This is a genomic window from Pseudoxanthomonas sp. SORGH_AS_0997 (genome assembly GCF_031453535.1).
Taxonomy (GTDB): Bacteria; Pseudomonadota; Gammaproteobacteria; order Xanthomonadales; family Xanthomonadaceae; genus Pseudoxanthomonas_A; species Pseudoxanthomonas_A winnipegensis.
This window is the reverse complement of record NZ_JAVIZI010000001.1, coordinates 2879694-2906289: the sequence shown is the minus strand read 5'-3', so window position 1 is coordinate 2906289 and position 26596 is coordinate 2879694. Positions and strand designations below refer to the sequence as shown.

Annotated in this window: 14 protein-coding genes and 2 pseudogenes; 12 read left to right on the top strand and 4 right to left on the bottom strand. The window is 69.3% G+C overall.

The features are described 5' to 3' along the window. Positions 1–5 precede the first annotated feature (5 nt). Together QE438_RS12710 and QE438_RS12705 are read left to right on the top strand one after the other, a co-directional pair. On the top strand, positions 6–1451 hold the full coding sequence (locus QE438_RS12710; protein WP_306995176.1) for a circularly permuted type 2 ATP-grasp protein: 1446 nt from the start codon (positions 6–8) through the stop codon (positions 1449–1451). Next, positions 1451–2392, top strand: a complete 942-nt coding sequence (locus QE438_RS12705; protein WP_130521688.1) for an alpha-E domain-containing protein — start codon at positions 1451–1453, stop codon at positions 2390–2392. The genes QE438_RS12710 and QE438_RS12705 overlap by 1 nt, the downstream gene beginning before the upstream one ends. A gap of 48 nt (positions 2393–2440) precedes the next feature. Here the strand turns inward: QE438_RS12705 and QE438_RS12700 are convergent, their stop codons facing one another. Next, entirely contained in the window at positions 2441–3280 is an 840-nt protein-coding gene (locus QE438_RS12700; protein WP_130525202.1) for a 20S proteasome subunit A/B, read from the bottom strand. A gap of 372 nt (positions 3281–3652) precedes the next feature. Here QE438_RS12700 and QE438_RS12695 point away from each other — a divergent pair, with 372 nt between their 5' ends. Then, positions 3653–4834 carry an SAM-dependent methyltransferase gene (locus QE438_RS12695; protein WP_130521690.1) on the top strand — a complete coding sequence of 394 codons (1182 nt, stop codon included), beginning with the start codon at positions 3653–3655 and terminating at the stop codon, positions 4832–4834. After that, positions 4822–5226 carry a VanZ family protein gene (locus QE438_RS12690; protein ID WP_306995179.1) on the top strand — a complete coding sequence of 135 codons (405 nt, stop codon included), beginning with the start codon at positions 4822–4824 and terminating at the stop codon, positions 5224–5226. The genes QE438_RS12695 and QE438_RS12690 overlap by 13 nt, the downstream gene beginning before the upstream one ends. Positions 5227–5451: 225 nt before the next feature. Here QE438_RS12690 and QE438_RS12685 read toward each other — a convergent pair whose 3' ends face one another. From QE438_RS12685 to QE438_RS12675, 3 genes and pseudogenes are all read right to left on the bottom strand, one after another. Then, positions 5452–7746, bottom strand: coding sequence for a family 20 glycosylhydrolase (locus QE438_RS12685; protein ID WP_307184135.1), 2295 nt, complete (start codon positions 7744–7746; stop codon positions 5452–5454). Between the two features lie 119 nt (positions 7747–7865). Next, positions 7866–10523: a TonB-dependent receptor gene (locus QE438_RS12680; protein WP_130525199.1), complete on the bottom strand. Its 2658-nt coding sequence runs from the start codon at positions 10521–10523 to the stop codon at positions 7866–7868. A gap of 157 nt (positions 10524–10680) precedes the next feature. Next, a pseudogene (locus QE438_RS12675) lies at positions 10681–11671 on the bottom strand (glucokinase). Positions 11672–12436: 765 nt separating this feature from the next. Here QE438_RS12675 and QE438_RS12670 point away from each other — a divergent pair. The 8 genes and pseudogenes from QE438_RS12670 to QE438_RS12635 all read left to right on the top strand — a co-directional run bounded on the left by QE438_RS12670 (position 12437) and on the right by QE438_RS12635 (position 26593). After that, positions 12437–15127, top strand: coding sequence for a TonB-dependent receptor (locus QE438_RS12670; protein WP_306995185.1), 2691 nt, complete (start codon positions 12437–12439; stop codon positions 15125–15127). A gap of 70 nt (positions 15128–15197) precedes the next feature. Beyond that, the gene (galA, locus tag QE438_RS12665) at positions 15198–18059 is read left to right on the top strand and encodes a beta-galactosidase GalA (RefSeq protein WP_306995187.1); all 2862 of its coding nucleotides are present in this window, start codon (positions 15198–15200) and stop codon (positions 18057–18059) included. A gap of 14 nt (positions 18060–18073) precedes the next feature. Next, entirely contained in the window at positions 18074–20401 is a 2328-nt protein-coding gene (locus QE438_RS12660; protein WP_306995189.1) for an alpha-N-acetylglucosaminidase, read from the top strand. Then, entirely contained in the window at positions 20398–21546 is a 1149-nt protein-coding gene (locus QE438_RS12655) for a heparan-alpha-glucosaminide N-acetyltransferase domain-containing protein (protein ID WP_307184136.1), read from the top strand. The genes QE438_RS12660 and QE438_RS12655 overlap by 4 nt, the downstream gene beginning before the upstream one ends. A gap of 230 nt (positions 21547–21776) precedes the next feature. Further along, positions 21777–23301: pseudogene (locus QE438_RS12650) on the top strand (alpha-L-arabinofuranosidase C-terminal domain-containing protein). A 100-nt stretch (positions 23302–23401) separates the two neighbouring features. Continuing rightward, complete coding sequence (locus QE438_RS12645) at positions 23402–24124, top strand: GntR family transcriptional regulator (protein ID WP_306996326.1); 723 nt, start codon at positions 23402–23404, stop codon at positions 24122–24124. 91 nt (positions 24125–24215) lie between these two features. Beyond that, a complete protein-coding gene (locus tag QE438_RS12640) occupies positions 24216–25493 on the top strand; it encodes a sugar MFS transporter (protein ID WP_306995193.1) in 1278 nt (425 codons plus the stop codon). Positions 25494–25534: 41 nt separating this feature from the next. Next, complete coding sequence (locus QE438_RS12635) at positions 25535–26593, top strand: LacI family DNA-binding transcriptional regulator (RefSeq protein WP_130521697.1); 1059 nt, start codon at positions 25535–25537, stop codon at positions 26591–26593. Positions 26594–26596: the final 3 nt, after the last annotated feature.

The window sequence follows — 26596 nt, the reverse complement described above, 5'->3', positions numbered from 1 at the left end:
AGCGAATGGACTGGGCGAAGTATCGGACTTCCACGTTTGACGAGCTGATCCAGGCCGATGGCCAGCCGCGCCCCGCCGCGCGCCGGCTGGTCGAGTACCTGGAGGGGCTTTCGGGGCGCGAACTGGCCGAGCGCCAGCTGGCCGCCGACGTCACCGCCCGGGTCATGGGCATCACCTTCACCGTCTATTCCGATGGCCGCAACGTCGACCGCACGCTGCCCTTCGACCTGATCCCGCGCATCATCCCGCGCCGCGAGTGGGAGGTCACCGAAGCCGGCCTCAAGCAGCGCATGCAGGCGCTGAACCTGTTCATCGGCGACATCTACGGCAAGCAGCAGATCGTCAAGGACAAGGTGTTCCCGGCGATGCTGCTGGCCGACTCGGTCAACTTCCGTCCGCAGTGCGTGGGCATCACCCCGCCGCTGGGCGTGTGGGCGCACATCTGCGGCTCGGACCTGGTGCGCGATGCCGACGGCACGCTGTACGCGCTGGAGGACAACCTGCGCATCCCCTCCGGCGTGAGCTACATGCTGGAGAACCGCATGGTGGCCAAGCGCGTGTTCCCGGAGCTGTTCGAGACCAGCTCGATCCTGCCGGTGGACGAATACCCCAGCCAGCTCTACGAGACCCTGGCCGCGCTGTCGCCGCGCCCGGGCGATGCGCCGGTGATCGCACTGCTGACGCCGGGCGTGTTCAACAGCGCCTACTTCGAACACGCCTATCTGGCCCAGGCCATGGGCATCGAGCTGGTCGAGGGCTCGGACCTGTTCGTCGCCGACGACGACTGCACCTACATGCGCACCGTGTACGGCCCGCAGCGCGTGGACGTGATCTACCGGCGCGTGGACGATCTGTTCATCGATCCGGAGGTGTTCCACCCCGATTCGATGCTGGGCGTGCCGGGCCTGATCCGCAGCTGGCGCGCCGGCAAGGTGGCGTTGGCCAATGCGCCGGGCGCCGGCGTGGCCGACGACAAGGTGGTCTTCGCCTACGTGCCCAAGATGATCAAGTACTACCTGGACCAGGAGCCGATCCTGCCCAACGTGCCCAGCTATCTGTGCCACGACGATGCCGATCGCAAGTACGTGCTCGAGCACCTGGACCAGCTGGTGGTCAAGCCGGCCAACGAGTCCGGCGGCTACGGCATGCTGATCGGCCCGCGCGCCAGCAGCGCCGAGCGCGAGAAGTTCCGCGGGCTGATCCAGGACGATCCACGCAACTACATGGCCCAGCCCACGCTCAACCTGTCCACCGCGCCGATCGTCACCGACGAAGGCCCCTCGCCGCGACACCTGGACCTGCGCCCCTTCATCCTCTCGCGCCAGGACACCTACGTGACCACCGGCGGATTGACGCGCGTGGCGATGACCCCCGGCTCGCTGGTGGTCAATTCCTCGCAGGGCGGCGGCGCCAAGGACACCTGGGTGGTCGACGAGGAGGGGGACGCCTGATGCTCTCGCGCGTCGCAGACAACCTGTACTGGTTCAGCCGCTACATCCGCCGCGCGGAGAACACCGCGCGCCTGGTTGGCGTGGGCAGCATGCTGCAGCTGGACCTGCCGCGCTCGGTGCGCTTCACCTGGCGGCCGATGATCGACACCGTCGGCGCCGGTGAGGTGTTCAACGCGCTGCATCCCGATGCAGGCACCGATGTGGCCGATGCCGAGGTGGTGCGCTTTTTGCTGCTGGACGAGCTCAATCCGTCTTCGCTGCGCGTCACCCTGACCCAGGCGCGCGAGATCCTGCGCGGCATCCGCGATGCGCTGCCGCAGGAGGTGTGGGAGGCGGTCAACGACCTGCACCTGTACGTGGGCGCCAGCGGCGAGCGCGCGCTGCAGCGGCGCTACCGCGAGGAGTTCATCAACCGCACCGTCGATGGCTGCCTGAAGGTCTCCGGCCTGCTGTCGGCCAACGTCAGCCGCGACATCGGTTACCAGTTCCTACGCCTGGGCACCGGCATCGAACAGGCCGACATGACCACGCGCATCATCGATGCCGGCGCCTCGGGCCTGATCACACCGCGCACCGAGGAAGACCGCGAGGCCTTCCGCAACATGCAGTGGATGGCGGTGCTGCGCTCGCTGGCGGCGTATCAGATGTATCGCCGCCATATCCGCCAGCGCGTCACCGGCGAGCATGCGCTGCGCTTCCTGCTGCAGAACACCGAATTCCCGCGCAGCGTGCAGTTCTGCCTGACCCGCGCCCAGCACGTGCTGCCGACCATGCCGCCGCGCCCGAGCGTGGACCGTCATCTCAACCGCGTGGTCGGCATGACCCGCAACGCCGACCCGGTGTGGCTGGCCGCGCAGAATCCGGCGGCCTTCATGGACGATATCCAGACGCGCCTGAGCGATCTGCATCAGGCCATCGTCGAGGGCTACTTCTACAACTGAGGAGTGAATGCAGCGCCGGGTGCGCTGCCTCGACTCTCTTCGCTACGCTTACTGCTGCCCGGCCTCGTCGCCCGGATCCAGCCGCGCCGCCATGCGCCGCGGCGGGGCGGTGACCGGCGCGGGGCCGCGTTCCTCGGCCTCGTCGCCTGCGCGCGGCGGCTCCCAGGGGAAGCGTGGCAGCGTGCGCACCGCGTTTTCCAGCTTGCGCGACCAGGTGTCGTGGATCTCGGCGTACAGCGGCGTGTCGGCTTCCAGGCGCAGCTGCTGGCTGATCCGCAGATCGCCGGCGCGGATGATCGCCATGTCCAGCGGCATGCCCACCGACAGATTGGAGCGGATGGTCGAATCCAGCGAGACCAGCGCGCAGCGCGCCGCGTCCTCCAGCGTGGTGCCGGGGCGCAGGATGCGGTCCAGGATCGGCTTGCCATACTTGGACTCGCCGATCTGCAGGTAGGGCGTCTCGGGCGAGGTGGCGATGCAGTTGCCCAGCGGATAGACCATGTACAGGCCCGGACGCTCGCCGGCGATCTGCCCGCCCAGCACCAGCGTGGACTGCACGCTGACGCCGCTCTGCTGGGCCTGGTCGGTCACCGCGGCCTGGCTGGCCACCAGCACCTCGCCCACGTACTCGGCCACCTCGAACAGATGCTTGAACGTGCGCAGGCTGCGCGTGCAGTCCGGATCCTCGGCGTCGCGTTTGAGCCGCGAGATGGTCAGCTGGGTCGTGGCCAGGTTGCCGGCCGAGAGCAGCACGAACACCCGGTCGCCCGGATACTCGAACACATGCATCTTGCGGTAGACGCGCACATCGTCGAACGATGCGCTGGTGCGGGTGTCCGCTGCGAAGACCAGGCCTTCGTCCACTTCGATGCCGACGCAATAGGTCATGGGGAAACCGGGGAAATAGGCTTCACGATCATAGGCAGCCCCGCCGGTGCTGGCTAGGGCTGCGCGGTGGTTGCACGAGGAACCAGTGCGTTTCATGCGCAGGTCGCGGTCTTCACGGGCATCTCCACGCCTGATGCGACGGGCGATCGCCTCGATCTGCGTCGGCGCAGGCACCCATCCGCCGTTGCGCTTCGCAGTCAGCAACGTCAAGACAGCACAGGGACGGATGCGCGCCTGTGCCCGGAGCGCACCTCAGCAACGACCGGGTCGCAGGCGGACGAACTGCGGACAGCATCGGCCCGCGTGTGGGCGAGCCCTCAGGACCGGGCAGGTACCATGGCCGATCTCTCCCATCAGGCCCTCCCCTTCCGCATGACCGACCTGCCGACGCCCGATGCCGACGCCCTGGCGCACAGTGAGCAGCTGGCCGCGCTGATCCGCGGCGAAATCGCCGCTTCCGGCGGTTCGATCCCGTTCTCGCGCTTCATGGAGCGCTGCCTGTACACGCCGGGGCTGGGCTATTACAGCGCCGGGGCGGCCAAGTTCGGCGAAGCGGGCGACTTCGTCACCGCGCCGGAGCTGGGGCCGCTGTTCGCCGCGGCCGTGTCCGGGGCGCTGGCGCCGGTGCTGCAGCAGCTGGGGCCGCAGGCCTGCTTCCTGGAGATCGGTGGCGGCAGCGGCGCGTTCGCCGAGGTCATGCTCAAGCGCCTGCTGCAGCTGGACGCGATGCCGGACAAGTACTGGATCCTGGAGCCCAGCGCCGACCTGCGCCAGCGCCAGCGCGAACGTCTGGGCAAGCGCCTGATCCCGCCGGTATTCGACTGCGTGGAATGGCTGGACGGTCCGCCGGGCGAGGACTGGAACGGGGTGGTGTTCGCCAACGAGGTGATCGATGCGCTGCCCACGCCGCGCTTCGTGCTGCGCGAGGGCGAGGTGTTCGAGGAACATGTGGCGCTGGACGGGCAGGGCGCCTTCGTCACCACCGACCGGCCGGCCGATCCGCTGCTGGCCGCGGCGGTGCGCCACGTGGAGCGCTATCGCGATGTGCTGTTCGAGGACGGCTACCGCTCCGAGCTGCTGCCGCAGCTGCCGTACTGGGTGCAGGCGGTGATCGGCGGCCTGAAGTCCGGCGCGATGCTGTTCTGCGACTACGGCTATCCGCGCAAGGAGTACTACCTGGACCAGCGCAGCAGCGGCACGCTGCGGGCGTTCTACCGGCATCGCATGCATGGCGACGTCTTCCGCTGGCCGGGCTTGCAGGACCTGACCGCGTCGGTGGACTTCACCGCGCTGGCCGAGGCCGGCACCGGGGCCGGGTTCGAACTGGCCGGCTATGCCACGCAGGCCGGCTTCCTGCTCGGCAACGGCCTGATGGACCGCCTGGCCGAGGCCGAGGCGCAGGCCGACGAGGCCGGCGCGCTGCGCCTGCGCAATGCGTTCAAGAAGCTCACCCTGCCCAACGAGATGGGCGAGCGCTTCCAGTGCATGGGCTTCGCGCGCGACTGCAACTTCGACGCGGCCTTCCTCACCGGCGATCTGACGTGGCGCCTGTGAGCGCGCCGGCCCTGAAGCCGCTGTGCTGGCCGGCCTTTTGGGTCGGCCTGTGGGTATTGGCGATGGCGGTGGTGGTGACCACCTGCCTGCTGCCGGGCGATGACATTCCCCAGGTCGCGCCGGGCGTGGACAAGCTGCAGCATGCAAGCGCGTTCTTCGTGCTGGCCGTATGCGCGGTGCAGCTGTTCGCCACCCGGCGCGCGCTGCTGCGCGCCGGGGCGGGCCTGGTGATGCTGGGGGTGCTGATCGAGTTCCTGCAGGGCTGGTTCACCGTCGATCGCACGCCAGATGCCTTCGATGCGCTGGCCGATGCGTTGGGCGTGGCGCTGGGCCTGCTGGTCGCCAGGACGCCGGCGCGCGATCTGCTGCTGCGCTTGTTCCCGCGGCGCTAACTAAAAAGCAAGGCTCCCACCTGTAGAGCGGAGCTTGCTCCGCTGCTCTTCGTTCGGTTCGCGGGGAAGGCCTCAGCGGAGCAAGCTCCGCTCTACAGGCAGGCTGGTGCGAGATTTTGGGCACAGTCGCTCCCACCGAGCACCGTTGTCTCCGCGGTTCGGAAACTCTGCAGGGGCGAAGGGCTCATCCGGAGCTCACTTCGCCGCGGCGGCAGCGCCGCCGCCTTACGGCGCGGCGGGCTGCAGCGTGATCCGATCCAGCACCCACATCTCCGGACGCGTGTCGCCGGTGAAGTAGACGCACAGGTCGGCCTTGGCCGGCGCGTTGGTCAGCGGCGCCTCCAGGGTCAGGAAGCCGTCGGCCGCCGGCGCCTTGGGCAGCGGCAGGCTGGCCAGGGTCGGGCCGTCGCAGCCGTTGCGGATCACCAGCTCGCCGTAGGGTGTCTTGGCCGGCTTGAACTTGCGCTTGGACTCATCGTGGGCCAGCTCGAAGAAGTACGGCATGCGCCCGGCGCGCACCGTCACCTTGCCGATGCCGCTCAGCGGCGCGCCCTTCCACAGCCAGCACGGGTTGAAGATGTCCACGTTGAAGACCGCGCGCGCGCCTTCGCGCGGGCCGTCGTCCTCCAGCCGCAGCATCAGCTGGTCGGTGCACATGGCCAGCTGTTCGTCGCTGCGCGTGCGCAGGGCCTCGGTGGTCAGCCCCAGCACGGTCGGCGGCGCCAGCGGCTTGCCGTCGAAGAACACCGCCGCCTGCACGGTGGTCGGCACCGGCACGGTCAGCGGCGCGGTATAGGCCGGCGAGTCGGCCGCCGGCACGCTGCCGTCCAGGGTGTAGCGGATGTCGGGATAGTCCAGCGGGTTGGACAGGGCCACCGTGGCCTGGGTGCCGGCGTCGTTGGCCTGGGTGTCGAACAGCACCTGGAACGGCGTGCGCGCATAGCCGATGTGCAGCGCGCGGTAATGCGCCAGCAGGTTGGGCAGGCGCGCCTTGAAGTCTTCGAAGTTGCGGCTGGCCTGCGGCGACCAGGCGACCTCGGCCAGCGCGGCCAGGCGCGGGAACACCGCGTGTTCGACGCGCGCGAAGTTGTGCATGTGCTCGGTCCAGACATTGGCCTGCACGCCGATGATGTGCTGGCGCTGGCTGGCGTCCAGCTCGGCCGGCACCGGGTCGAAGGCGTACAGCTTCTGCAGCGGGATCTGCAGCGGCCGGCCCGGCGGCTCGGCCGGCGAGGCGGTCTGCAGGTAGTCCAGGTACAGGTGCGAGGCCGGGGTCATGACCACGTCGTGGCCCTTGCGCGCCGCTTCGATGCCGCCCTCGGTGCCGCGCCAGGACATCACCGCCGCGCCCTCGGGCAGCGGGCCGCCCAGCAGGATCTCGTCCCAGCCGATGATGCGCTTGCCGTGCTGGGCCAGCCAGGTGCCCAGGCGATCGATCATCCAGCCCTGCAGGGCCTCCTCGTCCTTCAGGCCCAGCTGCTTGATGCGCGCCTGCATGTGCCTGGAGGCCTTCCAGCGATCCTTGACCGCCTCGTCGCCGCCGATGTGGAAGAAGGTGCCCGGGAACAGCGGCAGCATCTCGCCCAGCACGTTCTCCAGGAAGGTCAGCGTGGCCTCGTCGGCGTTGAACAGGTTGGGATACACGCCCGCGCCGTTGGCGACCTGCAGCTGCGGCCGGTCGACGCCCAGCTCCGGATACGCGGCGATGGCGGCGGTGGCGTGGCCGGGGATGTCGATCTCCGGCACCACGGTGATGTGGCGCTTGGCGGCGTAGCGCACCACCGTGCGGATCTGCTCCTTGGTGTAGAAGGCGCATTCCTGGATCGGCTGACCGTCCTCGCCCAAGCCCGCCTCGCCCAGCGGGATGCGGCAGCCGCCGACCTGGGTCAGCAGCGGGTACTGGTCGATCTGGATGCGCCAGCCCTGGTCGTCGGCCAGGTGCCAGTGGAAGGTGTTGAGCTTGTGCACCGCCATCGCGTCGAGCAGGCGTTCGACCTCTTCCACGCTCTGGAAATGGCGCACCGAATCGAGCATCAGCCCGCGCCACTTCAGCCGCGGCGCATCGGTGATGTCCACCGCGGCCAGGCCGGTGGCGCCCTTGCCGGCCGGCAGCAGCTGCCACAGGCTGACGCCGCCGTAGAACAGGCCGGCGCCGTCGGCGGCGCGGATGCTGATGCGCTCGGGCGTGACCTGCAGGCGGTAGCCCTCGGCCGGGCCGGCGGCCGGATCGAGCACGAACTGGATCGGGGCCTGCGCCGCCTCGCCTTCCTCGGCCAGTTCCAGCGCCGGGCCGCCGCTGTTGTGCAGCAGGTCGATGAACTGCTCGGCCGCCTGGCGCGCGGGCTCGCCCTGCGCCCCGACCCGCATGCCGGCGGCCAGGGCGAAGCGGCCCTGGCTGGCTACGGCCGACTGCGGGGCGGGAATCAGCGGCAGCGGCGCGGCCAGCGCGGCGGGCGCGACCACGGCCAGCAGCAGGGCGGCGGCGCGCAGGACAGGACCAAGACGGCGGGGCAGGGACATCTTCTGAACACCTCGTGCGTGACATGGGACCGCGCCGGGGCGCGATCCGCCGAAAAGTGAACGGGCCCGGACATGTCCGGGCCCGTTCAAGGGTCAAGCATGCAACAACTTGGCGCCGATCAGAACTTGGCGCGCAGGTTGAGGTAGTACTGGCGCCCGTTGGAGTACACCGCATAGGGCAGGAAGCCCACCGTGCTGTCGGTGTAGTACTTGGCCTTGGGGTTGTTGAGGTTCAGGCCGTCCAGGCTGAGCGAGAGGTGGTCGTTGAACTTCCAGCCCAGCGAGGCCGACAGCGTGCCGAAGTCGTCCTGGTAGAACGGCGTGGCGCGGCTGGCGCCGGCGTAGAAGCTGTCGCGGTAGCTCCAGGACACACGCGCGCTGAAGATGTCGTTCTCGAAGTAGCCGGCCACGTTGTAGGTGTTCTTCGAGGTGCCGAACATCGGCGTGCCGGTGTCGGTGTCGCCATCGGTGTAGGTGTAGTTGATGCTGGTCCCGAAGTGCTCGCCGATCGGCTGCTGGTAGGTCAGCTCCACGCCCTTGACCTTGGCGTCGGTGTTGACCGGCACGGTGACCTGGTAGTTGGCGTAGACGTCGGTGCCCTGGTCGAAGCTGGCCTGCTGGTCCTTGTACTGGATGGTCTGCGAGCCGCCCACGTCGATGTAGTCCTTCATCTTCATGTAGAAGGCGCTGGCGGCCAGCAGGCCGCGCGGCATGAAGTACCACTCCAGGGAGAGGTCGAAGTTGGTCGACACCAGCGGCTTGAGGTAGGGGTTGCCGCCGCTGCCGGTGTGGGTCAGGTCATCCAGCGACAGCGAGCCGGCCAGCGCCGAGTAGTCCGGGCGGGTCAGGGTCTTGGACGCGGCCACGCGGCCGACCAGGTCGTCGCTGAAGTCGAACTTGAAGTTCGCGCTGGGCAGCAGCTTGCTGTAGCTGTTCTTGGCCTCGATCGGCAGGTAGGCGCCGAAGGCCGAGCCGGTGATCGCGCCCGGGATGGTGGCGGCCACGCCCTGGTTGTAGCGCACCGTGCTGGAGGTGCTGACGTAGCGCACGCCGATGTTGCCGCTCCAGCGCTCACCCTCGAAGTTGCCCTGCAGGTAGACCGCGCCGTTGTTTTCCTTCACGCCGTAGACGTTCTGCCAGTTAAAGCGCGTCACCGGATCGCGGTTGGCGTAGGCGGCGTCGATCGCGGCCAGCTGGCCGGGCGTGTAGTACCAGATGCCGCTCGGCAGGTTGCCTCCGATACCGTCGCCGAAGTCGCTCGGGTAGGAACCGCCGGTGGTCGGCAGCGCCGACAGCGGCGGCATGCCGTTGAGCGGGCCCTGGCCGATATCGAAGTCGTTGTGGCGCTCGTGCTCGGTGTAGCGCACGCCGAAGTCCAGCGAGCTGAACACGCCCTCGGTGTTGGTCCAGCTGCTGTCGGCGGCGAACCAGTTCTCCTTGTCCTTCACCTCAATGCCCTGGTCACCGAAGATCCAGCCGGCCGACGGCACCTGGGTGGTCGGCGTGTTGCCGGTGCCCAGCGAGGCGTCGATGACGCTGCCGATGCCGTGCATCTGCCAGCCGACGGTGCCGCCGGTGGGCGAGATGCCGGTCTCCAGCACGTTCTGATGCGGGCTCTTGCCCACGCCGTGGCTGCTGCCGGCCTCGAACTTCACCGCCACGCTGTCGTTGACGTGCCAGTCGGCGTTGAGCGCGACGTAGTTGGTCGAGGACTCGGCGCCCGGGCGCGAGATCATGTCGTACACGCCGTACGGGGTGGTGCCGTTGGGGGTGTAGCTGGCGCTGGTCAGCACGCCGTTGTTGACGGTGTAGCTGTCCGGCGTCTGGGCGCCGACGAACTGGCTGCCCCAGATCATGAAGTTGCGGTTGTAGTTGTCCGCCTTCATCTTCGAGTAGAAGCCGTTGAGGTCGAAGGTCAGGTCGTCGGAGGCCTTGAACTGCAGGTCGACCGTGCCGCCCTGGCGCTCGCGCTCCTGGGTGAACAGCGTGGCGCCGATCAGGTTGGGATACAGCACGCTCTGGCCGCCGACCGTGGCGGTGCCGTAGCCGCCGACCACTTCCTGGCCGTCGCGGCGCAGGCTGCGCTTCTCGTAGAACGGCTGGACCAGGATGCCGAAGGTGTCGGCATCGTTCTTCCAGTTGAGCAGACCGCTGAACTGCGGCTTGGTGTCGCCCGGCAGGTCGGAGTAGACCGCGCCGAAGGAGCCTTCCAGGGTCAGCGGCTTGTCGAAGTTCAGCGGCTTGCGGGTGATGATGTCGACCGAACCGGCCGCGCCGCCTTCGACCAGCTTGGCCTCGGAGGACTTGTGCACCACGACCTGGTCCACGATCTCGGAGGGCAGCAGCGAGTAGCTGACGCTGCGGCCGACGGTCTGCACCTGCGAGAGCACGAACCAGTCGCCGGTGGCGATGCCGTGGCCGTTGAGGGTGGTCTGGGTCAGGCTCGGGCTGGTGCCGCGCAGGGACACGCGGTCGGCTTCGTCGAAGGCGCCTTCGCTGGCGGAGGACGAGGCGATGTTCACGCCCGGCAGTTCGCGCAGGGTATCGGCCACGTTCTTGGCGGGCAGCTTGCCGATGTCCTCGGCGCTGACGGCTTCCACGTGCGAGCTGGCGTCGCGCTTGGTGTTGAGCGATTGCTCCAGGCTGCCGCGGATGCCGACGACCTTGACGGTGTCCAGGTCGGTGGCGGTCTGGCTGCTGTCGGTCTGCTGGGCCTGAGCGGCGAAGCTCAGACTGGTCAGGATGGCCACGCTGAGGAGGGATTTCTTGCAGGTCATGATGCTTCCCCGGTCTAGAAGTTGGGTTGTGGCAGTGGGCTGCCAGGCCTTACATCGGTGCGGTGCGAAAAACGAGCAGTGTTCAAGGACGACAAGGTGATGCGGATGCCGAATGTCCCGTCCAGCGCGATCGCCAAAGGGCGGCGTGCGAAGGACGTCAGTGCGGTTGTTGTGTCTGGCCGAGGTACCAGTTGGCGGCGCCCAGGACGCCCAACTGCCCGTGCTCGACCAGTCGCACGGGAATGCGCTCCAGCGCCGCTCGCATCGGCCCCTTGTTGAGGAAGCGTTCGACGAAGCTGCTCTGCAGCAGGAACTCGCGGATGCGCGGCAGGATGCCGCCGGCCAGGTAGACCCCGCCGGTGATGCCGTACAGCAGGGCCATGTCGCCCACCGTGCTGCCCAGCAGGCCGCAGAACACCTCCAGCGCCTCGCGCGCCAGCGGGTCGTGGCCGGCCGCGGCGGTGACCGCGTTGGGCGCGAAATGCTCGGGCGCCACGCCGCGCACCTCGCACAGCGTGCGGTAGAGGTTGAGCAGGCCGGGGCCGGACAGGGCGTGCTCGACCGGCACGTGCGGCTGCTTCTTCAGCATCTGCGCCAGCAGGCGCATCTCCAGCTCGGTGCCCACGCTCAACGCGGCCTGGCCGGCTTCGGTGGCCAGCACTGTGGCGCTGCGTCCGGTCGGGATCCATACCGCGCCGCCCAGGCCGGTGCCGGGGCCGAGCACCAGCGTCGGCCCGCGCTCGGACACGGTGGCCGGGCCGGTCAGGCGCAGCACTTCCTGGTCGCCGACCAGCGCGGCGGGCATAGGCCACGGCCTCGAAGTCGTTGACCAGGCGCAGATCGTCCAAGCCCAGCGTGCCCTGGATCTCGCGCGGGGACAGGCGCCAGGGCAGGTTGGCGGTGATCACCGTGCCGTCTTCCAGCGGGAAGCCGGCGCTGGCGATCACGCCTCGGCGCACGCGCGGGCCGTCCAGGCCATCGAGGAAGTTGCCGATGATCTCGGCCAGCCCGCCGTAATCGGCGCAGGCGTACTTGCGGTAGCTGAGGATCTCGACCGGCTGCAGGTCGTGTCCGGTCGGGCGGACCAGGCCCAGGCGCACATGCGTGCCGCCCACGTCGGCGGCGATGAAGGGCGCGGCCGTGGTCATGGCAGTTCCGAATGATGGGTTGGCTTGGCCAGGCACGTCCGATTCCCGAGAGGTACGACCCTGTCGATGCGTCCCCCGCCATCGACCGTGAATCGAGTCTGATTCGGCGTTGACAACGTTGTCAACAGGGCGTCAACGAAATCTGCTGGGCGCCGGCCGGGGTCGGCGTGGGCTGTAAACGGTTGCGGAAGGCGGGGTGGCATGCAGGTTCTCTCTCAAGTCATTGATTGGAATGAGGTACGGGACGGCGAGGGTTGGCGGTAAAGGCGGTGGGGTCGTTTTGATTGCGCGCGATCCTGGGCGTAAACCGGTCGAGGGAAATTGGTATCTGGGTCGTCTTATGACAACGATGGGCTTCTGATGACTCGCCGACGAAGATGGCGCGCTGTTCCGCGGTGCGAGAATCTCCTGAAAATGCCTATAAATAAGCCTTTTATCATCGTTGTCAGCGCGCGGCACCAGGCTTGCGCTCGATTGTTTTCACCAATGTTTCAGGGATGTTGACAAAACATTTTTAATACCATATCAATGCTGCAACGCGATTGGTATGCATACCAATGTCGCGTCGCAGCAGGGGTTTGAACAGGTCCGGGCGTCCTTGGGGAAGGGTGGGCGCGGACGCCGGTGCGCCACGCGCGGGCCGGTTCAGATGGCGTCGAAGCAGTGGTCGAGCGGTGGAGCCTGGCAGCGGGCGCCATCCCGGCACGGCGCGCCTCGCTGCGGTCTCTCGTCGTCACACCGCCATCCAATCCAAAGGACTCGCCCGTGCGCCGTACTCCGACCTCTCTCGCAATTTCCCTGCTGGCCGCCGCGATCGGGGCCAGTCTTTTCCACGCCTCGGCCCTGGCGCAGGACGCCGCCGGCGCCGACCCGGGCGCCGCCAAGACGCTCGACGCGGTCTCGGTGACCGGTTCGTTCCAGAAGAGCCTGGAAACGGCGCTGGACGCCAAGCGCGCCGACACGCGCATGACCGACGGCATCTCGTCCCAGGACATCGGCAAGTTCCCGGCCGAGAACATCGCCGAGGCCATCCAGCGCATTCCCGGCGTGCAGATCTCCAGCATCAACGGCCGCGGTTCGACCATCAGCATCCGCGGCCTGGGCTCGCAGTACGCGGCCACCACCATCAACGGTCAGGCGATCAAGAGCGCCAACTTCACCGACGGTTTCCGCTACGACATCATCCAGCCCGAGGTGGCCGCCTCGATCGAGGTGATCAAGTCGCCGACCGCGGACATGGACGCCGGCGGCCTGTCGGGCACGGTCAACATCAACACCACCAAGCCGCTGGACTACAAGGAGCGCAAGGTGCTGGTGTCGGCCAAGGAGCAGTACGCCGAATTCGCCGGCGGCGCGCCCACGCCCAAGGTGGTGGGCACCTACATCGACCAGTTCAAGATGGGCGACGGCGGCGAGCTGGGCGTGTTCCTCAGCGCCGGCTACCAGAAGCTCAAGGACCGCGCCGACTATCTGTGGATCGACCGCTGGTTCACCCAGGACACGCCGGAGGGCACGCTCTACATTCCGCGTCGCCCGCGCTATCGCTCGATCCTGCGCGAGACCGACCGCAAGATGTTCAGCGGCGGCCTGCAGTGGAAGGTCAACGACCAGTTCGAGACCAGCCTGACCACGCTGTACTCGCAGGACAAGACCGACAACGACATGAGTCAGCTGGTCTATTCCTTCGACCGCAACTACCAGACCGTGCTGCAGACCCAGGGCCTGACCGCGACCCGGGTGTCGGCGTCCAACTACTGGCTGGAGAATAACCGCCAGCTCGAGCGTCACGACCTCAGCACCCAGCTGACCACCTGGGACGCCAAGTGGAAGGGCGAGGCCTGGACCTTCTCCGGCGCGGCCAACTACACCGAGGGCAAGACCGACGAGGACGAGCGCGCGGCGATCCTGGGCCGCCTGCCGACCTCGACCATCTTCGATTCCTCCAACCCCGATGCGATCTCGCTGGTCACCGACGCCGACCTGACCGACACCAGCGCCTGGGACAAGCGCAACCTGGTGCGCGACGAGTATCCCAACGGCGCGATCCGCAAGATGCAGAACAAGGAGTGGTCGCTGCAGTTCGACGCCGAGCGCTACCTGGGCCTGGGCGCGCTGGACTCGGTGAAGTTCGGCACCAAGTACCGCCGCGAGACCCTGGACCGCGACATCTACCGCAAGGACTTCCTGTACCTGGTCAACTCCGGCGCGGTGAGCGGCTACGGCATGTTCCCCGAGCTGTCGGCCGCCTACGTCAACCTGCGCAACTACATGGACGGCAACCTGGCCTCGCAGACCGACTGGGTGGCGCCGGACGTCAACGCCTACGCCGCCGCGCTCAAGGCCGCCGGCATCACCGTGCCGGTGCTGTACGCGCCGCAGAGCAGCTACAACATCGCCAACAACATCTTCTCGGCCTACGCCCTGGCGCGCATCGATACGGACCTGGGCAGCATGCGCCTGCGCGGCAACGTCGGCGTGCGCTACGAGGACACCCGTCGCAACACCAAGACCTATCTGACCCAGGCCTCGGAGTTCAGCGAGGACGCCAACGACATCGTCGGTACGGCCAAGGCGCCGTACGACTACCACAACTGGCTGCCGAGCCTGAACCTGGTGCTGGACCTGCGCGAGGACCTGCTGCTGCGCTTCGCCGCGGCCAAGGTGCTGGTGCGCCCGATCCTGACCAGCAACACCAACATCGCCACCACCATCTCCACCGGCAGCGACACCGGCGGCCGCAACTACGTCTACGTCAACGAAGGCCAGACCGACCTGAAGGCGCTGACCGCCGATCAGGCCGACCTGTCGCTGGAGTGGTACTACGGCAGCGGCGGCGGCCTGACCCTGGCCGGCTTCTGGAAGAACGTCAAGAACGGCACCTACAACACCATCGGCTGTCCGACCAGCTTCAACGGGACCGCGCTGTCCACCAACGCCAGCGGCGACTGCGTGGCGGCCAACGGCACCGTCTACGAGGTCACCTCCACGCTCAACGATCCGAGCAAGGTCAAGATCAAGGGCTACGAGCTGGGCTGGACCCAGTCGCTGGATGCCTGGCTGCCGATCGAGGGCTTCGGCCTGACCGCCAACTACACCCGCGTCATCCCGCAGCGCGATACGCAGTTCAAGATCCGCAACCTGTCGGAGAAGACCTGGAACTTCACCGGCTACTGGGAGAACGACACGTTCTCCGCGCGCGTCTCGCTCAACCACCGCAGCCAGTACGACCAGGACGCCAGCGACAGCTTCTTCGCCCGCGAGGGTCACACCATGGAGGCGCGCACCCAGCTCGACGCGGTGCTGGGCTACCAGGTCAACGACAAGCTGAGCTTCCAACTGGGCGGTCTGAACCTGACCGACGAGAAGGAACAGGCGTACAAGGACATCGCCAGCCGCTGGCAGATGACCGGCGTGACCGGACGAAGCTACTACCTGTCGATGACCTGGGAGCTCTGACCCGCGGCGGTGTCGTGGGGTCCGATCCGGGCCGCCGTCGGGCGGCGGCCCCTCAGCCAGGTGGGAGGCGATGAAACGACGTGAGTTCATGGCCGGCACGGCGATGCTGGGTTCGGCCTGGCTGCTGCCGCGCCCCGTCCGCGCCGCCGGCCCTGCAGCGGCGGCGGCCGCCACGCTGCAGCCGCCGGCCGCCGCCGGCGCGCCCGGCGCCTGGCTGCTGGACGAGGGCTGGCGCTTCTGCGCCGGGGACTTCCCGGCGCCGCGCCTGACCGGCCAGGACGAGACCTACGACAACGCCAAGGCCGGCAAGGCCTGGGGCGCGGCCTCGCCGGATTTCGACGATTCGACGTGGCGGCCGCTGCGGCTGCCGCACGACTTCGCGGTCGAACAGCCGTTCGACCCGCAGGGCAATATCGCCCAGGGCTTCAAGCCGCGCGGCATCGCGTGGTACCGCCGCAGCCTGCGCCTGGACGAGGCCTGCCGCGGCAAATCCATCGAGCTGCATCTGGACGGCGTGGCCAGCCACGCCACGGTCTGGGTCAACGGCGTGCTGCTGGCGCGCCACGCCAACGGCTACACCAGCCTCTACGTGGACATCACCGCGCTGGCGCAGTTCGGTCAGGCGCCCAACACCATCGCGGTGCGGGTGGATGCCGAGGCGATGGACGGCTGGTGGTACGAAGGCGCCGGCCTGTATCGCCATGCCTGGCTGGTCATCCGCGAGCCGGTGCACATCGTCAGCGATGGGCTGAGCGCGGTCCCGCGCCTGCAGGCCGACGGGCGCTGGCAGGTGCCGGTGGAGGTGCAGCTGGCCAACACCGGCGAGCAGGCGCGCGCGGTGCAGGTGGCGGTGTGGCTGGAAGACCAGGACGGGCGCACGCTGGCGCAGGGCCGCACGCAGCTCGACGCGCTGGCGCCGCTGGGCCAGGCCTGCGCGCGGGTGGACCTGCAGGTGGCCGACCCGGCGCGCTGGTCGCCGCAGTCGCCGACGCTGCACACCGTGCGCGTGCGGGTCGGCGCGCAGGGCCAGCCGGACGAGGCGGCGCAGTGCCGGATCGGCTTTCGCACGCTGCGCTTCGACGCGCGCGAGGGCTTCTTCCTCAACGAGGTGCCGACCAAGATCAAGGGCGTGTGCCTGCACCAGGACCATGCCGGTGTGGGCGTGGCCGTGCCCGATGCGCTGCTGGAATTCCGCATGCGCCGGCTCAAGTCGATGGGCTGCAATGCGGTGCGTCTGCACCACGCGGTGGCGCGCGAGCTGCTGGATGTCTGCGACCGCCTGGGCCTGCTGGTGCTGGGCGAGAACCGCGTCTTCAGCACCGCGCCGGACAACCTGGAGCAGCTGCGCTGGATGGTGCGGCGCGACCGCAGCCGCGCCTGTGTGTTCATGTGGTCGCTGCTCAACGAAGAACCGCTGCAGGGTACGCAGGCCGGCTATGAGATGGCCCGGCGCCTGGCCGCCGAGGTGCGCGCCCTGGACGACAGCCGCCCGCTGACCGCGGCCATGAACGACGGCATGCTCACCGCGCGCAATGTCGCCGACGCGGTGGACGTGCTGGGCTTCAACTACCGCCAGTTCAACTACGACCGCGTGCACGCGCAGCGCCCGGACACGCCGCTGCTGTCCTCCGAGGACACCAGCGCCTTCCAGACCCGCGGCGCGTGGTTCACCGACCTGGACGCGCACGTCATCGCCGAGGACGACACACAGGCCGCGCCGTGGGGCAATACGCACCGGCAGGCGTGGAAGCTGATCGCGGAACGTCCCTACATCGCCGGCAGCTTCGTGTGGACCGGCTTCGACTATCGCGGCGAGCCCTCGCCGTTCGAATGGCCGTCGGTGGCCTCGTTCTTCGGCATCCTGGACCAGTGCGGCTTCGCCAAGGGCGCCTACTGGCTGCGCCGCGCGCTGTGGATCGACGAGGCGCCGGTGCTGCAGCTGATGCCGCACTGGACCTGGCCCGGGCGCGAGGGTCAGCCGATCAAGGTGATCGCCTACGCCAACGTCGAGGAAGTGGCGCTGTGGCTCAACGGCCGCACACTGGGTCGCCAGCGCAACGACCGCTTCGCCGACTGTGCGTGGCAGGTGCCTTATGAGCCCGGTGTGCTGGAGGCGGTCGGCTACAGCGGCGGGCGCGAGGTCGCGCGTCACCGCGTGCAAACCGCGGGCGCGCCGGTCGCCCTGCGCTTGGTGCCCGACCACGCGCGGATGCGCGGCGACGGCCAGGACGCGCAGCCGGTGACGCTGGAGGCGCTCGATGCGCAGGGCCGCCACGTGCCCACCGCCAATCTGCCGGTGCAGCTGTCCATCCGCGGTGGCCGCGTGCTGGGCGTGGGCAACGGCGATCCCAACCGGCATGCGCCCGATGCGGCCAGCGCGGTCGATCTGTTCAATGGCCTGGCGCAGGCGATCGTGCAGGGCGAGGCCGGCGCGCGCGGTCTGCGCCTGGAGGCGCGCAGTCCCGGCCTGCGCCCGGCGCGGCTGGACATCGAACTGCTGCGCGCGCCGGTCCCGCCGTCGGTGCCGGTGGTGGCCGGCGTACAGGTGGTCGGCGGCTGGCGTCACACGCAGCCCTTCCCCCGGCCGCCCGATCCGGCGCTGCGGCGGGCGCCCAACGACAACAACAGCTGGAGCTTCTTCCAGCCTGGCAATGTGGAGACCCGCGCCGAGGGCGATGGCTACGTGCTCTACCGCACGCAGTTCACGCCGTGGGCGGGCATCCAGCAGCGCGGCGGCTGGCTGCGCCTGGGCCGCTGCACCGGCCCGGCCCAGGTGTTCCTGGACGGCCGGCCGGTGGCGCGCGCGGCGGCCGGCGAGCCGGTGCGCGTGCCGGTGCCGGCCGGTGCCGGCGAACGCACGCTGGTGGTGATCCTGCAGGTGGTCGCCGGGGCCGAATACGGCCTGCGCGATGTGGTGTCGATCGAATACTAGAGAGTGAGCTCCCGATGCAGCCTTCAAGCCCTTCCCTGATCCCCGCGCGCCTGCGCAGGTCCTCGCGCGCCGCGCTCGTCCTGGCCTTGCTGGCCTGTGCCGGCCAGGCGCTGGCCGCGCAGGGCGATGCGGCGCGCGCGGTGCTGCAGCGGAGCATCGGTCCGCGCGCGGCCGAACTGGAGCTGCGCGTGCAGCGCGATGCGGCCCAGCCCAAGGCCTGGTACCGGATCGACGCCAGCGCCGGCAAGGTGCGCATCACCGGCTCGTCGGAGGTCGCGCTCAGCCGCGGCGCCTACGCCTATCTCAACCAGGCCGGCGCGCTGTCGGTCAGCTGGGAGGGCGACCGCGTGGCGCTGCCGGCGGTGTGGCCGGCGCAGTCCAGCGGCGTGGTGGCCACGCCGTTCGCGCATCGCGCCTATCTCAACACCTGCACCTACGGCTACACCACGCCGTTCTGGGACTGGGCGCGCTGGGAGCGCGAGATTGACTGGATGGCGCTGCACGGCATCGACATGCCGCTGGCGATGGAAGGCCAGGAGGCCATCTGGCAGCAGCTGTGGCGCGGGCTGGGCGTGTCCGAGGCCGGGCTGGCCGAATACTTCTCCGGCCCGGCGTTCACCCCGTGGCAGCGCATGGGCAACATCGAGGGCTATCAGGCGCCGCTGCCGCAGGCCTGGATCGACCGCAAGGCCGCGCTGCAGAAGCAGATCCTGGCGCGCATGCGCGCGCTGGGCATGAAGCCGATCCTGCCGGCCTTCGCCGGCTACGTGCCCAAGGCCTTCGCCCAGGCGCATCCGGAGGCGCGTATCTATCGCATGCGCGCCTGGGAGGGCTTCCACGAGACCTACTGGCTGGACCCGGCCGATCCGCTGTTCGCCAGGATCGCCAAGCGTTTCATCGACCTCTATACCCAGGCCTACGGCCCGGGCGAGTACTACCTGGCCGACGCCTTCAACGAGATGGTGCCGCCGGTGTCGGCCGACGGCAGCGACGCGCGCCTGGCCAGCTACGGCGACAGCACCGCCAACACCGCGGCCACCCACACCGCCGCGCAGGTGACGCCCGAACAGAAGCATGCGCGTCTGGCCGACTACGGCGCGGCGCTGTATGCCTCGATCCGCGCGGCCAATCCGAAGGCGACCTGGGTGATGCAGGGCTGGCTGTTCGGCTCGGACAAGGCGTTCTGGACGCCGGAGGCGATCGCGGCCTTCCTGCACAAGGTGCCCGACGACAAGCTGATGGTGCTGGACATCGGCAACGATCGTTATCCGGGCACGTGGAAGGCCTCGTCGGCCTTCGACGGCAAGCCGTGGATCTACGGCTACGTGCACAACTACGGCGGGGCCAACCCGGTGTACGGGGATTTCGACTTCTACCGCCAGGATGTGTCGGCGCTGCTGGCCGATGGCGGGCACGGGCAGCTGGCCGGCTTCGGCGTGTTCCCGGAAGGGCTGGACACCAACTCGGTGGTGTATGCCTACCTGTACGACCTGGCCTGGAACGGCCCGGGGCCGGCGCAGTCCTTCCCGGCGTGGTTCGACGGCTACGCCCGCGCGCGCTATGGCCACAGCTCGCCGCAGCTGGCGCAGGCCTGGGCGGCGCTGCAGGATGGCGTCTACCGCACGCGCTACTGGGACACGCGCTGGTGGAAGGGGCGCGCGGGTTCGTACCTGTTCTTCAAGCGGCCCACGCCGGACATCGTCAGCTTCGAGGGCGATCCCGGCAAGCTGGCGCCGCTGCGCGAGGGCATCGATGGGCTGCTGGCGCTGGCGCCGCAGTATCGCGACGCGCCGCTATTCCGGCACGACCTGGTGGACGTCGGCGCGCATTACGCGCTGGAGCGCATCGACGGGCTGTTGCAGCAGGCCGTGCGTGCCTACCAGGGCGGCGCGCTGGCCGAGGGCGATGCGCTCACCGCGCGCGTGACCCGGCTGGCGACCGCGGTGGACCAGCTGCTGGCCGCGCAGCCCGACTCGCTGGCGCAGTGGCAGGGCCAGGCCAGCGCTTACGGCGACGATGCCGCCACCTCGGCCTATTACGTGCGCAATGCGCGCGCCCAGGTCACGATCTGGGGCGGCGAGGGCAACCTGTCCGACTACGCCTCCAAGGCCTGGGCCGGCATGGTCGCGGGCTATTACCTGCCGCGCTGGCAGCAGCTGCTCGGCGCGATGCGCGCCTCGGCCGCGCAGGGGCAACCGTTCGACGAGGCGGCGTTCAAGGCGTCGGTCAAGCAGTGGGAGCTGGCCTGGGTCGCGCGCACGGAGCCGCCGCCGGCGCCCGCGCCACTGCGCGACGTGCCCGCGGCGTTGACCGCGCTGCTGCAGCAGTTGGACGCGCCATGAGCGCGGCGACCGAATCGGTGGCGACCCTGCGCCCAACGCGCGAGCGCTTCCTGTCGCTGGACGTGTTCCGCGGCGTGACCATCTTCCTGATGATCCTGGTCAACACCGCCGGGCCGGGTGCGCCGGCCTACGCCCAGCTCTCGCACACGCCCTGGTTCGGCTTCACCCTGGCGGACGCGATCTTCCCGACGTTCCTGTTCGTCACCGGCAACGCGCTGGCCTTCACCGCTGGCGGCGGCAGCGAGGCGGCGTTCCTGCGGCGCATCTTCAAGCGTGCGGGCCTGATCGTGCTGCTGGGCGTGCTGATGTACTGGTATCCGTTCGTGCATCGCGTCGAAGGCGGCGGCTGGGCGTTCAATGCCTTCAGCCAGACGCGCCTGCCCGGCGTGCTGCAGCGGATCGGCCTGTGTTATCTGCTGGCGGCGCTGGCGGTGCGCTACCTGCCGCCGCGCAGCCTGCCGTGGCTGGCCGCGGCGCTGCTGCTGGGCTACTGGGCGCTGCTGTACGTCGCATCGCCGCCGGGGCTGGCGCTGGACCGGCTGGGCAATGTCGGCACGCGCATCGACCTGTGGCTGTTCGGCCGCGACCACCTGTACCGCAAGGCCGGCGGCTTCGATCCGGAGGGCCTGCTGGGCACGCTGCCGGCCACGGCCAACGTGCTCGGCGGCTACCTGGCCGGGCGCTTCCTGCAGCAGGCCGGCAAGACGCCGCGCGCGGTGCGCACGATGCTGGTGGCCGGCGCGGCGCTGGTGCTGCTGGCGCTGGCCTGGCATCCGCTGTTCCCCATCGCCAAGAAGCTGTGGACCGGGCCGTTCGTGCTGCTGACCGTGGGCCTGGACCTGATCGCGCTGGGCGTGCTGGTGGGCTGGATCGAACTGGGCGGACACCAGGGCGGCAGCGGTTTCTTCACCGTGCTGGGCAAGAACCCGCTGGCGATCTATCTGTTCTCCGAGCTGTTCGTGGTCACCCTGCAACTGGTGCAGGTGGCGCCGGGCGTGGGGCTGTACGACTGGGCCGGAATTACGCTGTTCCAGCGCCTCGCGCCGGGGCCGCTGGGCTCGCTGCTGTGCGCCATCGCCTACACGCTGGTGTGCTGGCTGCTGGCGTGGTGGATGGACCGACGCAAACTCTATGTGCGGCTGTAGCGCCCTGCGCCGCCGGGGAGCGGGCAGGGCGGTTTCGACGACGACGGCTTCGGCCTGGGCCAGGCCGCGCAAGGGGCGCCTGTGATCGCACGCGCCCGATGAATTCCACGCCGTTCGTCTCGGCGGACGGCATTCCCTTTGCCTTGGAGCAGTCCATGAACGATGCAGTCGGCAATGCGGGCGCCGTGGCGCGTCCGATCCTCCCACGTCGCTGGCGCACGCGGCTGGCGCTGCTCGCACTGGGCCTGGCCGGGGCCGGCGCGGCCCTCGCGCAGGTCCAGGTGCAGGGCACGCTGCAGGCCGACCAGCCCGGGCCGCAGGTCTCGCGCAATGTGTTCGGCCAGTTCGCCGAGCACCTGGGCACCGGCATCTACGGCGGCATCTGGGTCGGGGAGGATTCGAAGATCTCCAACACGCGGGGCTATCGCAACGACGTGCTGGCGGCGCTGCGCGCGCTGGAGGTGCCGCAGCTGCGCTGGCCGGGCGGATGCTTCGCCGACGACTACCACTGGCGCGACGGCATCGGCCCGCGCAAGGACCGGCCGGTGCGGATCAACAGCAACTGGGGCGGGGTGGAGGAGGACAACGCCTTCGGCCTGCACGAGTTCATGGGCTTGGCCGAGCTGATCGGCGCGGCGCCCTACATCGCCGGCAACGTGGGCAGCGCACCGCCTTCGGAGATGGCGCAGTGGCTGGAGTACATGACCGCCACGCACGGCTCGCTGGCGGCCGAGCGCGCGGCCAACGGCCATCCGGCGCCGTGGACCGTGCCGTACTTCGGCATCGGCAACGAGCTGTGGGGCTGCGGCGGCAACATGCGCCCGGAGTACACGGTGGACGTGTACCGCCGCTACCAGACCTTCCTGCGCCCGCAGCCGGGGCAGACGCTCTTCAGGATCGCGCCCGGCCCCAACGAGGACGACACCACGCTGACCGAGACGCTGATGCGCGGCGCGGGCCGGTACATCGACGGGCTGAGCCTGCACTACTACACCATCCCGCCCAGCGGCTGGCCGCCGCGCGCCTCCTCGACCACCTTCGACGAGGCCGGCTGGATCCAGACGCTCTCCCGCGCGCTGTTGATGGACGACTACCTCGCCCGGCACAGCGCGATCATGGACAAGTACGACCCGCAGCGGCGCGTGGCGCTGGTGGTCGACGAATGGGGCACCTGGTATGCGCCGCTGCCGGGCACCAACCCCGGCTTCCTGCAACAGCAGAACACCTTGCGCGACGCGCTGGTCGCCTCGGTCACGCTGGACGTGTTCACCGCCCATGGCCGAGCGCGTGCGCATGGCCAACATCGCCCAGATGGTCAACGTGCTGCAGGCGATGCTGCTCACCGACGGGCCCAGGATGCTGCGCACGCCCAGCTATCACGTCTTCATGCTGTACAAGCCCTGGCGCGATGCGACCGCGCTGCCGCTGAAGCTCGAGACGCCGGCCTATCGCCACGCCGGGCTGGAGGTGCCGGCGGTGCATGGCTCGGCGGTGCGCGGCGCGGACGGCCACCTGCACGTGGCGCTGAGCAATCTGGACCCGGGCCAGCCGGCCAGGGTGCGCATTGCCCTGCGCGGCGCCTCCGGCACGCGCGTGTCGGGCCAGGTGCTGACCGCGCCGGACATCACCAGCGCCAATACCTTTGCCGCACCGGATACGGTGCGCCCGGCGCCCTTCGACGGGGCGCGCCTGGCCGACGGGGTGCTGACGGCGACCCTGCCGCCCCGTGCCCTGGTCGTGCTTGACCTGCCGTGAGCCCCCTGTGCATCCAGGCCAAATTGGTAATATATTGGATAAGACGAATTTGACGGCGGGACGGCGCATGGCCAACACCAAGTCCGAAGGAGACGCCCGCATCGACGCCCTGACCCTGGATGCCGAGGCGCCGACGCCGCTGTATCTGCAGCTGGCGGCCAAGCTGGGCGACAGCGTGCGCGAGGGACGCTGGAAGAGCGGCGAGGCGCTGCCGCCCGAGCGCCACCTGTGCGAGGCGCTGCAGATCTCGCGGGTCACCCTGCGCCAGGCCGTGGACGTGCTGGTCGACCAGGGCCTGGTCACGCGCCGGCAGGGCGCCGGCACCTTCGTGACCTCGCACATCCAGCACCAGCTCAGCGGCCTGACCAGCTTCAGCGAGACCCTGCGCATCAAGGGCTACGAGCCCGGCACGCGCTGGCTGGAGCGCCGGTTGCGCCCGGCCCACGGCGAGGAGCTGATCCGCCTGGGCCTGTCGCCCGAGTCCACCGTGGCCACCCTGACCCGCCTGCGCAGCGCCGACGGCCGGGTGATGGCCTACGAGCAGGCGGTGCTGCCCGAGCGCATCGTCCCGGACCCGGCGCAGATCGGCGATTCGCTCTACGCCTACCTGGATGCGCAGGGCACGCCGGTGGTGCGCGCGCTGCAGTACTTCCGCGCCATCAACCTCAGTGCGCGCATGGCCGGCTACCTGGACATGCGCGAGGGCGACGCGATCCTGCACGTGGTGCGCGTGGGCTACGCGCGCGACGGCAGCGCGATCGAGCTGACCGACACCTACTGCCACAACGATTTCTACGATTTCGTCGCCGAACTGCGACGTTGAACCCGTCCGCCGCGCCCGGGCGTGTCCGGGGCGCGGCGGGTGTCATCCCCCCAGCACGCTCTCACCATCGAACCTTCGGAGTTGCGCGTCCATGTCGTCCGACCAGAGCAAACGCTTCGCCACCTCGCTGGCCATCACCGGCCTGCTGTTCTTCATCATGGGGTTCTTCACCTGGATCAATGGCCCGCTGATCACCTTCGTCAAGCTGGCCTTCGACCTGGATGAGGTCAAGGCGTTCCTGGTGGTGTTCGTCTTCTACATCTCCTACTTCCTGCTGGCGCTGCCGGCCGCGGCGGTGCTCAAGCTCACCGGCATGAAGAAGGGCCTGGCGCTGAGCCTGGGGCTGATGGCGGTGGGCGCGGCGATGTTCGGCCAGTTCTCCACCCATCGCTGGTACGCCGGCGCGCTGTCGGGGCTGTTCGTGATCGGCGGCGGCCTGGCCATGCTGCAGACGGCGGTCAATCCCTACATCTCCATCCTGGGGCCGATCGAGACCGCCGCGCGCCGCATCGCGCTGATGGGCATCTGCAACAAGGTGGCCGGCATCCTGGCGCCGATCGTGATCGGCTCGCTGGTGCTGCACGGCGTGGGCGACATCGCCACCCAGGTGGCCGCCGCCGACCCTGCCACCAAGGAGCAGCTGCTCGATGCGTTCGCCGCCAAGATCCACGGCCCCTACCTGGCCATGGCCGGCGTGCTGGTGGTGGTGGCGCTGGGCATCCTGTTCTCGCCGCTGCCCGAGCTGCGCGGCAGCGAGGCCAACGCCGAGGTGGCCGCCAGGAGCGGTGTGGCGCGCGGCAGCATCTTCCAGTTCCCGCACCTGCTGCTGGGCGTGCTGTGCCTGTTCTGCTACGTCGGCGTGGAAGTGCTGGCCGGCGATGCCATCGGCACCTACGGCAACGGCTTCGGCCTGCCGCTGGACGAGACCAAGTTCTTCACCTCCTTTACCCTGGGCGCGATGCTGCTGGGCTATCTGGCCGGGCTGGTGGCGATCCCGCGCCTGCTCTCGCAGCAGGCCTACCTGGCGATGTCGGCGGTGCTGGGCGTGGTGTTCGCGCTGGGCGCGCTGCTGACCCACGGCTATGTGTCGGTGGGCTTCGTGGCCGCGCTGGGCTTCGCCAACGCGATGATGTGGCCGGCGATCTTCCCGCTGGCGATCAAGGGCCTGGGCCGATTCACCGAGACCGGCTCGGCGCTGCTGGTGATGGGCATCGCCGGCGGCGCGGTGCTCTCGCAGGGCTTCGCCATCCTCAAGCAGCACGCCGATTTCCAGGTGGTGTTCGCGTGCCTGGCCGTGCCCTGCTACCTGTACATCCTGTTCTTCGCCGTGCGCGGCTACCGCGTCGGTCACGGCGCCGGATCGCGCTGAGCCCGCTGCCCCTTCTTCCGGACTGACGCAGGAGCCAGCACATGCGCCGACCCACCATCAAGGACGTCGCCGAGCGGGCCAAGGTCTCGCTCAAGACGGTCTCGCGCGTGATCAACAACGAGCCTTCGGTCATGCAGGCCACGCGCCAGCGCGTGCTGCGCGCCATCGCCGAACTGGACTACGAGCCCGACCCGTCCGCGCGCAACCTGCGCAGCGGCACGCCGTTCGTGATCGGCCTGGTCTACGACAACCCCAACCCGTACCACATCATCGGCGTGCAGAACGGCGTGCTGGCGGCGTGCCGCGAGACCGGCTTCGGCCTGCAGATCCAGCCCTGCGATTCGACCTCGCCGCTGCTGGCCGAGGAGCTGGCCGAGTTCGTGCAGCGCTCGCGCCTGGCCGGGCTGGTGCTGACCGCGCCGATGTCCGAGCGGCCCGAGCTGATCGCCACGCTCACCGCGCGCGGCGTGCAGCTGGTGCGCATCATCGCCGCCACCGAAGACCCGGGCGAGGGCCCGCCGTGCGTCTACGTGGACGACCGCGACGCGGCCTACGAGATCACCGAGCATCTGATCCAGCTGGGCCACCAGCGCATCGGCTTCCTGATGGGCGGGCCGGCGCATCGCTCGTCCACCGAACGCTACGCCGGCTACGAGCAGGCGCTGAAGGACTACGGCATCACCCTGGACAAGCACCTGGTGGTGCCGGGCGACTACACCTTCGACGACGGCTTCCGCGGCGCGCGCCGCCTGCTGGCGCTGCGCGAGCCGCCCACGGCGATCTTCGGTTCCAACGACGAGATCGCCGCCGGCGTGCTGGCCGCGGCCAAGTCGGCCGGCATGAACGTGCCCTACGACCTGTCCATCGCCGGCTTCGAGGACAGCCCGTTCTCCAAGCAGTCCTGGCCGGCGCTGACCACGGCCAAGCAGGCCACCGAGGACATCGCCAAGCACGCCGCGCGCCTGCTGATCGCGCGCCTGCGCCAGGACGCCTACGACGACTCCCCCATCGCCATGCACAACCAGGGCTTCACGCCGCAGCTGGTCGTGCGCGGTTCCACCGCTCCCATGCGCCCTTCGCGCGCCGAGTCCAAGACCTGATCC

Excerpts from the sequence above, each read along its gene's own strand:
- QE438_RS12695 (WP_130521690.1), top strand. The coding sequence starts at position 3,653 with ATGACCGACCTGCCGACGCCCGATGCCGACGCCCTGGCGCACAGTGAG.
- QE438_RS12660 (WP_306995189.1), top strand. The coding sequence starts at position 18,074 with ATGCAGCCTTCAAGCCCTTCCCTGATCCCCGCGCGCCTGCGCAGGTCC.
- QE438_RS12705 (WP_130521688.1), top strand. The coding sequence starts at position 1,451 with ATGCTCTCGCGCGTCGCAGACAACCTGTACTGGTTCAGCCGCTACATC.
- QE438_RS12655 (WP_307184136.1), top strand. The coding sequence starts at position 20,398 with ATGAGCGCGGCGACCGAATCGGTGGCGACCCTGCGCCCAACGCGCGAG.
- QE438_RS12685 (WP_307184135.1), bottom strand. The coding sequence starts at position 7,746 with ATGTCCCTGCCCCGCCGTCTTGGTCCTGTCCTGCGCGCCGCCGCCCTG.
- QE438_RS12700 (WP_130525202.1), bottom strand. The coding sequence starts at position 3,280 with ATGACCTATTGCGTCGGCATCGAAGTGGACGAAGGCCTGGTCTTCGCA.
- QE438_RS12680 (WP_130525199.1), bottom strand. The coding sequence starts at position 10,523 with ATGACCTGCAAGAAATCCCTCCTCAGCGTGGCCATCCTGACCAGTCTG.
- galA (WP_306995187.1), top strand. The coding sequence starts at position 15,198 with ATGAAACGACGTGAGTTCATGGCCGGCACGGCGATGCTGGGTTCGGCC.
- QE438_RS12635 (WP_130521697.1), top strand. The coding sequence starts at position 25,535 with ATGCGCCGACCCACCATCAAGGACGTCGCCGAGCGGGCCAAGGTCTCG.
- QE438_RS12710 (WP_306995176.1), top strand. The coding sequence starts at position 6 with ATGGACTGGGCGAAGTATCGGACTTCCACGTTTGACGAGCTGATCCAG.
- QE438_RS12640 (WP_306995193.1), top strand. The coding sequence starts at position 24,216 with ATGTCGTCCGACCAGAGCAAACGCTTCGCCACCTCGCTGGCCATCACC.